The 13,812-nt window shown below is 44.6% G+C and carries 9 protein-coding genes; 7 read left to right on the top strand and 2 right to left on the bottom strand.

The genetic code is table 11. The features are described from left to right. Positions 1–183 precede the first annotated feature (183 nt). A complete protein-coding gene (locus DXC51_RS23250) occupies positions 184–1,689 on the top strand; it encodes a recombinase family protein (RefSeq protein WP_147332399.1) in 1,506 nt (501 codons plus the stop codon). Between the two features lie 92 nt (positions 1,690–1,781). On the opposite strand, the gene DXC51_RS23245 is transcribed toward DXC51_RS23250, so the two are convergent. Beyond that, positions 1,782–3,317, bottom strand: a complete 1,536-nt coding sequence (locus DXC51_RS23245) for a response regulator transcription factor (RefSeq protein ID WP_021639574.1) — start codon at positions 3,315–3,317, stop codon at positions 1,782–1,784. Then, positions 3,286–4,968 (bottom strand): cache domain-containing sensor histidine kinase, encoded by a 1,683-nt coding sequence (locus DXC51_RS23240; protein WP_181970177.1) that lies wholly within the window; start codon positions 4,966–4,968, stop codon positions 3,286–3,288. The genes DXC51_RS23245 and DXC51_RS23240 overlap by 32 nt, the downstream gene beginning before the upstream one ends. A 399-nt stretch (positions 4,969–5,367) precedes the next feature. Here DXC51_RS23240 and DXC51_RS23235 point away from each other — a divergent pair, with 399 nt between their 5' ends. From DXC51_RS23235 to DXC51_RS23210, 6 genes are all read left to right on the top strand, one after another. Further along, positions 5,368–6,735, top strand: a complete 1,368-nt coding sequence (locus DXC51_RS23235) for an extracellular solute-binding protein (RefSeq protein ID WP_021639571.1) — start codon at positions 5,368–5,370, stop codon at positions 6,733–6,735. Between the two features lie 75 nt (positions 6,736–6,810). After that, entirely contained in the window at positions 6,811–7,698 is an 888-nt protein-coding gene (locus DXC51_RS23230) for a carbohydrate ABC transporter permease (RefSeq protein WP_049942492.1), read from the top strand. 12 nt (positions 7,699–7,710) lie between these two features. Continuing rightward, entirely contained in the window at positions 7,711–8,577 is an 867-nt protein-coding gene (locus DXC51_RS23225) for a carbohydrate ABC transporter permease (protein WP_021639569.1), read from the top strand. Between the two features lie 17 nt (positions 8,578–8,594). After that, positions 8,595–10,079, top strand: a complete 1,485-nt coding sequence (locus DXC51_RS23220) for a sulfatase family protein (RefSeq protein ID WP_021639568.1) — start codon at positions 8,595–8,597, stop codon at positions 10,077–10,079. 221 nt (positions 10,080–10,300) lie between these two features. After that, a complete protein-coding gene (locus tag DXC51_RS23215; protein WP_021639566.1) occupies positions 10,301–11,368 on the top strand; it encodes a LacI family DNA-binding transcriptional regulator in 1,068 nt (355 codons plus the stop codon). A 126-nt stretch (positions 11,369–11,494) separates the two neighbouring features. Then, a complete protein-coding gene (locus DXC51_RS23210) occupies positions 11,495–13,543 on the top strand; it encodes a beta-galactosidase (RefSeq protein ID WP_025491541.1) in 2,049 nt (682 codons plus the stop codon). Positions 13,544–13,812: the final 269 nt, after the last annotated feature.

The raw sequence follows: 13,812 nt of genomic DNA, 5'->3' as shown, positions 1-13,812 counted from the left end.
CTTGCCGCGCCAGATACGCGCCCGCAAAATCGCTTGTAGCAAGGCTTTTTCTGCCCCTACTGCGTAACAAAGGGCATAAAAAAGCGGCGTTCCTGTTCTCCCATGTAGAGAGTAAGAAACGCCGCTTCTGCGTCGTATTCAGTTTTTAGTACAATACCCTGCTTGTCCGTCGCTCGAAAAACCTTGATTTTCCAGTGTTTTCAAAAGTATCGTTATCTAACGTCAGCTTTTGACCGCCCTGATTTTCAAAGAATGGTAGCTGATGTGCGGGCTGGTTTAGTAAAAAGGGTCATTATCAAGGATATGTCGCGATTTGGCCGTGACTACTTGCAGGTGGGCATGTATACGGAAATGATCTTCCCGGAATATGAGGTTCACTTTGTTGCTGTCAATGACGGTGTAGATTCTCAAAAGGGCGAAAATGACCTGACCCCGTTCCGCAATCTGTTCAATGAATGGTATGCCCGTGACTGCTCAAAGAAGCAAAGGGCGGTCAAGCGAATGAAAGGTATGTCCGGGCAACGGATAAGCAGCAACCCTCCTTATGGCTATATTAAGGGCGAAGGTGGCCAGCTTGTTCCCGATCCGGAAGCAGCCTGGGTAGTCAAGCTGATGTTTGATCTGGCCGCACAGGGGCTGGGGCCGGTTCGGATAGCAAATATCCTGACCAAGAAAAAAATCCCCACACCTGGTACGCTGGCATTCCGCCGGACAGGGAAAAAGCGGAACTACCACCCGGAAGCACCTTATAACTGGTCTGACAGCACGATTGCCAACATTCTGGAATATAAGGAATATTTGGGCCACACGGTCAACTTCAAAACCTACTCCAAGTCTTATAAGTTCAAGAAGCGGCTGCCTACCCCGGAGGATCAGCAGATGATTTTTGAGAATACTCACCCGGCGCTGGTAGAGCAAGAGGTTTGGGAGCAGGTTCAGCGACTGCGGGAGGGGCGGCCACGTCCTACCAAGCAGGGGGAAATGGCATTGTTCTCTGGTTTGCTGTTCTGTGCAGACTGCGGTTCCCCACTCCGCGCTCACCGTGGACAGAATATCAGTAAAAATCAGGAGTGCTATTGCTGTGGGAAATACCGTGACCGGACAAATAGCTGTACCATGCACTACATCAGAGCAGTGGTTCTGGAAAATCTGGTATTGGAAAACCTAAAGCAGACAGTTACTTTTGCACTTGAAAACGAACAGGAATTTGTCCGGCGTTTAATGAATCGCTCCGCAAAGGAGCAGCAAAAGCAGATACAGTCCATGAAAAAGGAACTGGCTGCAAAGGAGCGTCGGATTGGTGAGCTGGATAACATCATCAAACGGCTTTATGAGGACAATATAAGTGGAAAGCTGTCTGACGAACGGTTCAAAAAACTGTCATCAGACTATGAGAAAGAACAGCGCGATACATGTTCTGAAATCGCAGATATTCAGAAACAGGTCAATGAAGCTGAAAGCAAAGTCATTAAAATAGACAGCTTCTTGAAGATGGCCAGGAAGTACACTTCTTTTGAAGAACTCTCCCGTGGTATGCTTCACGATCTGATAGAGAAAATTGTTATCCATGAGGGTGACAAGAGCAGCGGCCACCGCCAGCAGAAAATTGACATCTACTATACCTTTATCGGGGAAGTTGGTGCAACACAGCTTGTGGCGCAACTCGAATTGAAAGGAAAAGCAGCGTAACATACTCTCGTACATTACGCTGCTTATCACAAAACTAAAAAAGTTTCCTTAACCGGCTCCCGCTTTTGCGGTTCAGGGTTTTTTGGCACATTTCAGCGGCTTTTGTGGTATAGCTTTTGATATTCCTTAGGAGAGCAGCCTGTAAATTTTTTGAATATTTTTGAAAAATAGCCTTGATTTATAAAGCCGCATTTTTCACTGATGCATTGAATGGAGTTATTTTCGGTTCGCAGAAGTCCCTTGGCTTTTTCAACACGCATACGATTCAGATAGTCAGAGAAATGCTCTTCTGTGTTCTGATAAAAAAGTGTGGACAGGTAAGTGTAATTCAGGTGAAACTGTTTGGCCAGATCGTATAGCTTCAGTTCCTGTTCGCAATTCAGACGGATATATTCTTCAATTTTGTAGAATAGATTACCCTCTCTTTCCTGCGTGCCCTTACGGACAATATCCTCCAGCTCGGCAAATGTTTCGGAGAGAACCTGTCTGAGAGAATTACAGTCAGCTGACATATCCATTTTTTTAAAATACATTACCTTTTTTGAATTTATTTCATCGGTTGGAAACGAGGCGTCCGCAAGCGTCTGTATGAGTCTGTATATTGCATTCTCTACTTGTTTTTTCAAGGTAAATACATCCATGCCGGCCTGTGCTTCTGCATTGCTCAGATAATTGTATACAAGATTTCTGGCATCATCAAGACGTAATGGATCCAGACAATTTGAAAAAGAAGTATCAGGAAAAGCAAGCTCGCATTTATGGACATCCTCAGGAAACAGTAATGTTTTTTCCGGAAAGTAAAAACCGTAGGAAAGCAGTCCGCACATTTCTCCATATACCTGAGAAAGGTTACTGAGTACGGAGAATACCGGCATGCATGCGAAAAGAAAACTATTTTCCAGTTTCCTTTCCAGCTGAACGGTAAACTCGGTAAGCCGGGCATGAGACGGAAGTTCCGTAGCGCTTACTGCCTGAAGAAGGATGCAGAGGTAGCCCTGACTTGTGACACAAGAGATACAGGGACAGGCCGGAAATAGCTCCAGTGAAAGATTTGTCACGGCAGGAAGAAGCCTGTGAACCGGTATAGTCCCCTGATAGGGAGCTGCCATCAGCGTATATGGTATTTTTTCTTTAAAATGGATACCTCTGTCATTAAATTCCTCCAGATATTCCTCCTCCTCCAGGCTGCAGAATGTAAGAATTTCTTGGAAAAACTGAGAGGCGGAACTTTTGAAATCATCCAAACCAGAAGTCCTGCTGAGCTTTTCCAGCAGATGAAGAAGATCTGCAGCTTCCAGTTCCGGTTTAAGCAGATAATCGGCGATGCCAAGCTTAAAGCTGGATTTTGCGTAAGCAAAATTGTCATAGCTGCTAAGGACAATAATATGAATATTGGGGAAATGCTCTTTAATCTGGGCGGTTAGGCTGATGCCGTCCATTCCTGGCATGACAATATCTGTAATAACAATATCCGGCCGGATTTCCTGTATCAGCTGAAAACCTTCAATGCCATTAGAGGCTTCCCCTGCAATTGTAAATCCATGAGCCTCCCAGTCGCAGAGATATTTCAGTCCGTTCCGAAGAACCATCTCATCATCAATGATGACTATCTTCTGAAGATTTTTCATAGCATTTTTCCCCCTCAAAATATATCAAAGGCAGATGTATTATTACCTGAGTGCCATACCCTGGAGTGCTCATTATATTGAGGCCATATTGGGGTCCATAAATCATTTTGATACGGTCTTCAATATTTTTAAGACCTATCTTTGTAAGGCTGTTTCGATTGTTTTTTGCAGAAACATCCATAATGTGCATCAGGATATCCGGTGGAATTCCAGCACCGTTATCCATAATTTCCAGTTTCAGAATTGCGCCGTTTATCGTGGCGTAAATGCTGATACTGCCACAGGGGGTGTTGGTGGAGAAACCATGAAAAATAGAGTTCTCTACCAGAGGCTGAAGAAAAAATTTGGGAACCGCAGCTGAAAGGCAGGTCTCTTGTACATTTAAGTAAAGACGGATGCCATCACCATAGCGCAACAGCTGGATTTGGAAATAATCTTGCAGTAAATCCAGTTCCTGCTCCAAAGGAATGGTTTCTCTGATATCCCCCAGCGTTTTTCGGAGGAGCTTTGTGAGAGAGTTGATTCCTGTTATGACCTTTTCCCGCTGGCCTGCCATAGAAAGGTATCTGATGGAAGCGAGCGTATTGTAAATGAAATGTGGGTTAATCTGGTGCTGCAGGGAATTCAGTTCGGCTGCATGACGGGCATCCTGTTCCTGCATTAGTTTTTTTGTATAGTATTCAAGCTTTGAAAACATTTCATTGAAGCTTTCACCGAGAAGCCGGGCTTCTGAACAACCTGTGAAATTCATTTTTTCAGGACGGGAGAGAAGATCTCTGTCTGAAACATTCTGCATGGCTACGGACAGCCTGTGAATTGGGCGTGTGATTTTCTGAAGGAGACATATAAGAACCACTGTTATAAGGAGCTGGGCAAAACAGCATAATTCCAATATCCGCAGGATAGATGGAGAGACTCTGGATGTAATGGCATTATATTCAGTTAACTGTAGGATATAAAAATCGAAATACTGGTTATATATGGAGCTTGGAATCCACTTTTCTCCCGCATATTCCAATACGCCGTCGGAGTTTTTTCTGGCGATATCAAGAAGGGTGGAATCAGAGCTGTTGAGAAATTCAGCTTTGCTGTCGGAAATAATGAGGCCGTCCTCTGTAATAACAGAAAAATGATTGTTATCCTGGATTAAATCGGAATACAGATTCTGGAAGCATGACTCATCTATTACAACCAGGATTGTGCCATAATATCTGGAACGGTAGGGATCATATAAGGCGTGGGCAAAATACATGTAATCATCATTTTGGGTGTAGGGGGTCAGACCGGAATGGAAATAAGACACTCCAAGCCGGCGGTGATTTTTTTCTGCCTGTTTTACAAAATCTTCTTTAAGGATACCAGTATCTTCTAAATATAAGGTTTCATTATAGGTGGTATAAGTCTGCCCGTTTTCACCATATAGGATCAGGTGTACGTTAGAATTGGGAAAAAAACCATTGTAGGTTTGGAGAAAATCATGTACATACCGTTGCATCTGATAATATTCAAAGTTGTCTTCCGGTTCCTTTGTAAGATACTGTTTTAATACGGTATCACCGGACAGTTGAATCAGAATATAAATTATCTGCTGATAAAAAACATCAAAGCTTTCATTTAACTGTGTAAGGGAATGCTGCTGAGATTCTTGCATAATATCAGTTACATTCCTGTAATACAGTTCGGTAGTAAGTATAGAGAAAAAAAGGAATAAAGCAAGGAAAGATATGATAACCGTAATAATTATCTGAAAAGAAATACTTTTTTTATTCCGCATCGTTTTCACCTCATTCTGGACTTCATTCATTATATAATACAAAAGTGTAGTTGGCAAATGGTATGAAATGTATAAAATGCACAATCAGAAGATTAGAGAAAAGGATCAAAAAATATTATAAAAATAAAACTGCACATAAAAATAAAAAGAGATTATATGAATATATTTTAAAACTGCCAATAAATAGAAGCAGTATTTTTTATACGGTAATGTTAATATGGCTTTACAAGGAATGAAGGCCTTCAGCTGTTGTAAGAATCGGAAGGAGAGGGACTTATGCGGAAAAGAAATAAAGTACAAAGGTTATTGGCAATTATGATAGGGGCAGCTATGCTGGCAGGCTGTGGCAGCAGCGATACACAGCAGGTACCACAGGACACTGCAACAGAGGAAAACAGCGCAGTATCGGCACAGGAAAGTACACAGGCACAGGGAACCAATGAAAAATCTGAAAGCGGTGAACAGGTAACAATACAATACTGGCATCAGGGAACATCACAGGCAGATACGGAATTCGTACAGAAATGTGTGGATTCCTTCGAAGCAAAATATCCTAATATAAAGGTAGAAGCTACCGGAATGTCTTCAACGATTTCAGATCAGGAAACGAAATTAAATGCAGCTGTTTTAAGTGATACCTATCCGGATGTTATTCAGCTGGTTTTGGCGGAAGTCGGGTCCCGGGGTGCTTTAGGTGATTTCGAAAAGCTTGACAGCTATATAGAGGGATGGGAGGAAAAGGACGATTTATTTGACAGTGCTTATGAAATGGGGAAATATCAGGGGAATCAGGTTGCACTGGGAATTTTCCCCAATCCTCAGGTGTATGCTTTCCGAAAGGATAAATTTACAGAAGCGGGACTGGATCCGCAAAATCCTCCGGCTACATGGGAAGAACTAAAAAATGCGGCGGAGGTATTAACCGAAAGAGATGGGGATAAAGTGGTTTTTGCCGGTCTGGATATTCCCTCAATTGACAGCTCGCTTGTTTTTACAGAACCTTATATGCGAAGTGCAGGTTCACCGGTAATTGATGAATTGAATCTGAAGCCGGCGTTTACGGATCAGGCAGCCATAGATGCTTTCTCATTTCTGGGAGAACTGGCACAGATGAATGTTTCCATTCCTCATGATCAACAGAAGGGAGATGAACGGCCATTTATGAAAGGAATGTCGGCCATCAGCAATTTATCCCCTCAGCAGATAGGACAGTTTATGAAGGATAACCCGGAAGTTGAATTGGGGTATCTTCCGGTACTGTCGAAAGACGGCTCAGAACCCGGGATTTCCTTCTGTGGCTATAATCTGATAGCAATGGGAGCAACCTCAAAGCATAAGGAAGCAGCCTGGCTGTTTATGCAGCATATGCTTTCCAATGAAATTGTCTGGATGAGGACCGAAGACTTTAAGGTGCCAATCGTAAAAAAATCTTTGGAAGAGCAGTTCATTCAATCAGGGAACCCGGAACTGAATCAAGCGGTTATTGATTATGTGGAAAGTGGAAAAGGCAAAGCCACCGTGCCCTGGATCAGTGTCTACAATAAATATGTTTCCGTTGCTTATGAAGAAGTAATCAATGGAAAGAAGACAGCAGAGCAGGCGTTAAATGATGCGCTGTCACAGTTGGAAAAGGAGATAGAATAGCAGAAACAGTACAGCAATGCGGGCAGGCTAAACCTGCCCGCTGCTATAGAACTAATAAAAATGGTGGGGATTTGGATGAAAAAGAAAAAGGGTGTCACAACCGACCGGTGTGCTTACTGGTTTATTGCTCCATATTATATATTTTTTCTTTTATTTGTATTATTTCCTATTGTAGTGAATGTTGGATTGAGTTTTACAGATTTTAATCTGAAAACAATTTCTTTTACCGGAATTAAAAATTATATTGCTCTTTTCCATGATGGGCTGTTTTGGAAATCTGTGCAAAACACTTTTATTTATGTGGTATTTACGGTATTTATGACTCTCATTCTGGGGTTTGTCCTCGCACTGGCCTTAAATAGCGCGGCGCTTTGGGGCACACGTTTTTTCAGAGGCTTTATTTATCTTCCATACGTCACATCCATGGTTTCAATGTCGATGGTCTGGCTTTGGCTGTATGATCCTACTAACGGTGTGTTTAACGTAATCCTGGAGGCGCTTGGTTTTGAGGCCAGGCAATGGCTGTATGATGAAAAATTAGCTTTGGGCGCAATGATAGTTATGGGAGTGTGGAAGGGGGTCGGTTATTATATGACATTATATCTGGCCGGGTTGAATAACATCCCTTCTTATCTTTATGAAGCGGCATCCATAGACGGAGCCGGCTATCTGCAGAAGGTTTTCCGAATAACAATACCAATGCTTCGCCCTGTAACCTTTTTTATTGTGATTACCGGAGTGATCAATGCGTTTAACGTATTTGAGCAGGTGAATGTAATGACCGGCGGCGGACCGATGAATGCTACAACAACAATAGTACATCAGATTTACACGAGAGCTTTTACAGAATACCGGATGGGTTACGGCGCTGCGGAGGCGGTTTTCCTGCTGCTCATTATTCTGATATTTACACTGCTGAACTTCAGATATGGGAATCAGGGACAGGATTTGGATATCGGATAGAGGAGAAAACAGATGAAAATGAAAAAGGGTGCCCGTTTACTTTTATTTCTGCTGATGCTTTTGTTCTGCGTTATCATAATTATTCCTTTTTTAATTATGTTTTTTACATCATTGAAAACCCAGGCGGAAATTTCCGGTGCGGCGTTCCGGCTGTTACCGGAACACTGGCTGTTTTCCAATTATGCGGATGCCATGAAATCATCTGATTGGGGAAGATTTTTCTGGAACTCCTTTTATACAACATTTCTGGCAGTGATTATCAGCCTGGTTATTAACTCTCTGGCAGGATATGCATTTGCACGTATGGAATTTAAGGGAAAGGATTTTCTGTTTCTTCTTGCGCTTGTGGGTATGATGATACCTCAACAGGTTACCATGCTGCCTAATTTTGTAGCGATGAAATACTTTCCTCTTATGGGAGGAAACAATATTCTGGGGCAGGGAGGAACCGGCCTGATCAATACCTATGCAGGTATGATTGCTCCTTACATAGCAGGTGCATTCGGTGTATTCCTGTTTCGGCAGTTTTTTATGAACTTCCCAAAATCTCTGGATGATGCAGCCAAAATTGATGGTCTATCCAGATTCGGAGCATTTGTTCGCGTATATCTTCCTCTCAGCAAGGCTATATTTGCAACATTGATTGTGTTTAAAACAACAAGTACATGGAATGAATATACGTGGCCTCTGATTATAACCACACGAAAAAATATGTGGACGGTACAACTTGCCCTGAGTGTTTTCAGAGAAGAGTTTATTACGCAATGGAATTATCTGATGGCGGCGACAACGCTGATTATGCTTCCGCTACTCGTTATGTATGTATTTATGCAGAAATACTTTGTGGAGGGAATTGTGACAACCGGAATTAAGGGATAACAGAACAGGGGGGAATTATGAAAACGATTTTGGTATTAATGGATACACTGAACAGGCGGTATTTAAAAACATATAATGAGAGGGCAAAAGGAATCACACCGAATATAAATGCTTTTTCAAAGGACTGTATTATTTATGACAATCATTTTATCGGTTCTGCACCCTGTATGCCTGCCAGAAGGGATATTTTTACCGGACGGATGCAGTTCTTGGAAAGGGGATGGGGCGGTGTTGAACCTTTTGATATTACGCTTCCTTCCGTACTGCGTGAAAATGGCGTTTTTACGCATATTACGACCGATCACACACATTACTTTGAAATTGGAGGAGAAAATTACTGCTACTTGTTCAATACGTGGGATTATCATAGAGGACAGGAATTTGATACCTGGATTTCCCGTGTGAACCAGCCTTCAGTTGATCCGGAAAGTTATGGAAAAAAGTCATCTCAGTATCTGCTTAACAGAACCAAATTTACGAAGGAGTCAGAATATCCTTCTCCCCGAACCTTCCGCTCGGCCTGTAGTTGGGTTGAACAAAACAATGGCGCAGACGATTTTTTTCTTATGGTAGAAAGCTTTGATCCACATGAACCTTTTGACTGCCCTGAAAAATATCATCAAATGTATAATGACAACTATGTGGGCCGGGAATTTTGCTGGCCCACGTATGCAGAAGTAACAGAGCCTGCGGAAGCGGTGGAGCATCTGGAAAAATGTTATCTTGGAACGTTGAGCATGGCTGATTACTGGTTTGGAAGGCTTCTTGAAACATTAAAAAAGAATAATATGTATGAAGATACGCTTATTATTTTTACGACCGACCATGGGCATATGCTGGGAGAACATGGTTTTACCGGAAAAAATATTATGCATGCCTATAATGAAATGGCTCATATACCACTGATGATTCATTTCCCTGGTACAAAAGAATCCGGGAAAAGGGTAAAGGCGCTGACACAGAATATAGATCTTATGCCTACAATTTTGCAGCATCATGGATGTAAAATACCGGAACGGGTAAAAGGAATGAGTCTCCGGGATATTGCTGAGGATAGAGAAAAGCCGAGAGAACAGGTGATTTATGGCTGGTTCGGCAGAGCAGTTAATGTTTATGACGGCAGATATACTTATTTTAGAGCACCTGAAAACAGGGAAAACAGCCCTTTATACCAGTACTGTGCAATTCCGTCCACATGCTGGAGATATTTTGATGAGCGATATGCGCAGGCAATGGAAATGGGCAGATTCCTTCCTTACACCCACTATCCAGTTTATAAAATTCCGGCGCTGTTTCCTGAAGATTATTCAGGTAATATAGAGTATGTAATGACATCAATGCTTTTTGATTTACAGAATGATTATGAACAGCTTAACAGATTGGAAGATGCGGAAAAAGAAGCTGATATGTGCAAAAAACTGGAAGCAGGGATGAGGGAGGCACAAGCACCTGAAGAGCAGTATGTGAGGCTTGGACTAAAGGGCACGGAGAAGACAGGATAAAGGGATGGCAAAAAGGAGACGGTAAATGCTGTCTTCTTTTTTAGTATGAATGTGGCCCCGTGACCACATTTTCCGCTATTGCAACCTTTTTTCATAAAAGCTAAGATACAATCATACCCCCATATGTTACAATAACCTCATATCCTGTCAGGTTCCGGGCAGAAAAAGACGGCGGAAGGCAGGAACAGCCTGAAACCTTATTGCTGAAAAGGGGAGAGAGAATGGTCACCAGAAAAGAGGTTGCGCTCAGAGCCGGCGTATCGGTTTCCGTGGTATCCAGGGCGATGAACAACAGCGGATACGTGGAGGCGGAGAAGAAAAAAAGAATACTGGCCATAGCGGAGGAGCTTGGCTACTATCCCCATCCTGTGGCGGAGGCGCTGCAGAAGAGGAGGACGAAGCAGATTCTTTTTTTCTGCAAGGATCTGAAGAATTCTTTTTACATAGATATGTACAGAGGGATGGTGGAGGCGGCCGGGAAGAGGGATTATATGGTGGTCTTCAACGGCAGCATGGATTTTGAGAAAATCAGGAATGCCATGATTGACGGAATTATCATGCCCAATGAAGGCATTACCCAGCATTACCTGGATACAGTGGGGAGGAATTACCGTCTTCCGGTGGTGAGCGCTTCTTACGGAAATGCGGAGGGCTTTTCCAGGGCGGTGCCACGGGTGGAAATCGATATGGTCAGGGTGATGGAGCTTGCGGTCCGCGCGCTGCGTGAAAACGGGCACAGGAGGATTGCGCTGGGCATGCCTTATCCTTTCAGCTCCATGGATGCCAGGAGGCTTTCCTTCTGCTCGCTGATGAAGGAAGTTTACGGGGACAGGCTGAAGGAGTATTATATCGGCGTCTACAGGGAAGATATGGCGGGAGACAGCAGAATTTTATCCTTTCTGGAGGATGAGAGGCGGGAGGACGGCATGCAGCTGATGGAGGAGGATTTTTTCGGGAAAGGGGAGCTGGCGGCAAGGCTGTTTGCGGAAAGAAGGCTGGATGCCACGGCAGTGGTGGCTTTTAACGATGAATTTGCGCTGGGAATGTGCAAGGCCTTTCATTCCATGGGGCTGCGGGTGCCGGAGGATATTTCTATCATAGGGATCGATGGAAGCTCCGCCAGGAAGTATATGGATCCGCTGCTCACCTCGGTGGGCCTGTTTCCGGAAAAACAGGGAGCGAAATGTGCGGATATCCTGCTGGATATGCTGGAGGGAAAAAAAGTAAAGTATGTGTCAGGCTCGCCGGTACAGCTGGTAAAGGGCGCTTCGGTGAGAAAAATCAGATAGTGCCGTAAAGTGCCGTAATTATTTTGGGCGGATGCGGTAAAAAGAAGGGAATTAAGCAGCTGTAAAGATATTGGACGGCTGGAAAAATAAAATGTGCAGCCCCAGGGGGGCGGAAGGAGAGAAATTATGGAACGGAGTATGAACCTGGAAAAAATCACGCTGGGCACCTGCTATTATCCGGAGCATTGGCCGGAGGGCATGTGGGAAGAGGATCTGCGGCGGATGCTGGAGAATGGGATTGAAGTGGTCCGTGTGGCGGAATTTGCCTGGAGTAAAATCGAACCCAGGGAAGGGGAATTTACCTATGAATTTTTTGACCGGTTTCTGGAAATAGCGGAACGCGCGGGCATGAAGGTCATTTTCTGTACGCCAAGCGCCACGCCGCCGGCATGGCTGACCAACAGATACCCGGAGGTGCTCAATGCCAGACAGGACGGGGTGCTTTACCGTCACGGCTGCCGGAGGCATTACAACTACAATTCTCCGAAATATCAGGAGCTGGTGAAACGGATCGTGGAGAAATCCGCCGCCCATTATGCGGCGCATCCTGCCATCATCGGCTGGCAGATTGACAATGAGCTTAACTGTGAGGTGAATGAGTTTTATTCCGAAAGCGATACGGCGGCTTTCCGTGTGTTCCTTCAGGAAAAATATGGTACGTTGGACCGGCTGAATGAAGCTTGGGGGACTGTTTTCTGGAATCAGACCTATACGGAATGGGAGGAAATCTATGTGCCCCGGCCGACGCCCAGTAATTCTACCAATCCTCATGAGGTGCTGGATTATATACGTTTTATTTCTGACAGTACCTGCCGTTTTGCAAGAATGCAGAGCGATATTCTGAAAAAATATGTAAAGCCCGGGGATTTCATTACCACAAACGGGCTGTTCGGGAATCTGGATAACCACCGTATGACGGAGGAAAGCCTTGATTTTATCACCTATGACTCCTACCCGAATTTTGCTTATTGCCTGGATTCCTATGAGCCGGACGATAAAAGCATGCGGGACAGAAAGTGGAGCCGCAATCTGGCGGAGGCCAGAGCGATTTCCCCTAATTTCGGCATTATGGAGCAGCAGTCGGGAGCAAACGGCTGGAACAGCCGGATGGAAGCACCCACGCCAAAGCCGGGGCAGATGACGCTGTGGACGATGCAGAGTATTGCCCACGGGGCGGATTATGTGAGTTATTTCCGGTGGCGTACCTGCACTATGGGGACGGAAATTTACTGGCACGGCATCCTGGATTATTCGGGAAGGGACAACAGGCGGCTTTCCGAGCTGAAGGAAATCCATGAGAAGGCAGGACGTATGGCCTGTGTGGCTGGAAGCCGTTATCAGGCGAAGGTGGGTCTTGTAAGAGATTACGATAATCTGTGGGACAGCGTAGTGGACGCCTGGCATGGAAGAGTGGAGAGGGAAAGCGGCAAAGGGCTTTTTGAGGCTTGCCAGAGAAAGCATACGCCCTTTGACTTCTGCTATCTGGATCATATGAAGGCGGAGGAGCTGTCAAAATATCAGGTTCTGTTCTATCCTCATGCAACCATGCTGACACAGCAGATGACGGATAAGCTGACGGCATATGTGGAGCAGGGCGGCTGTCTGGTGCTGGGCTGCCGCACCGGGTATAAGGATGAGACGGGAAAATGTGTGATGAGTAAATTGCCCGGCCTGCTTGCGCCGCTGACAGGGACGGATATTCCGGAATATACCTTTGTTTCCCCGGCGGACGGAACTGTTTATGCGGACTGGGACGGCACCCGGATCGAAGCGGCGGTATTTAACGATCTGCTTGCGCCGCTGACAGAGGATGCGAAGGTGGAGGCCAGGTTTTCTTCCAGCTATTACGCGGGGACGCCGGCGCTTATCAGCAGGGAGCAGGGAAAAGGAAGGGTGTATTATTTTGGCGGCGCTTTTTCTGAGCATACGGCGGAGATTTTCTTGGAAAAGCTGGGTGTTGCAGAGCCTTACGCAGATACAGTTGTATTGCCGGAGGGCTGTGAGCTGGCGGTCAGGGAAGGGGAGCAGACGTATCTGTTTGTTTTGAATTACCTGGATGAATGCGCTGCTGTGGAACTGAAAAAGGAATGCGTGGATCTGTTCACGGGAGAAACGGTTTCCGGAAGCATGGAGCTGAAGCCATTTGAGGCAAAGGTGCTGGCTGTGGGGAAATAAATTTTGCCGGAATGATGAAATGAAGCAGTAATTCAGAGATCGTGACCATTATGAAAATTTTCATGGAAAATGGAAAAATCCGTTCTGTTTTATGGCAGAGCGGATTTTTCTTTATATATTACACGATGGAATGGATCTGATTACTGCAATTGTGATGAAGGTAATATTTCGCATAGCTTTTGATTCTGTTTGAACAGATAATCTGTGTAAATCTTAGGGTGTGTCAAATAAACTGTGTATCACGTGCAGATTATTCGACACACCTCTTT

Source organism: Eisenbergiella massiliensis (genome assembly GCF_003435485.1).
The sequence above is the reverse complement of the archived record's forward strand: the minus strand, read 5'-3'. Positions and strand labels throughout refer to the sequence as shown.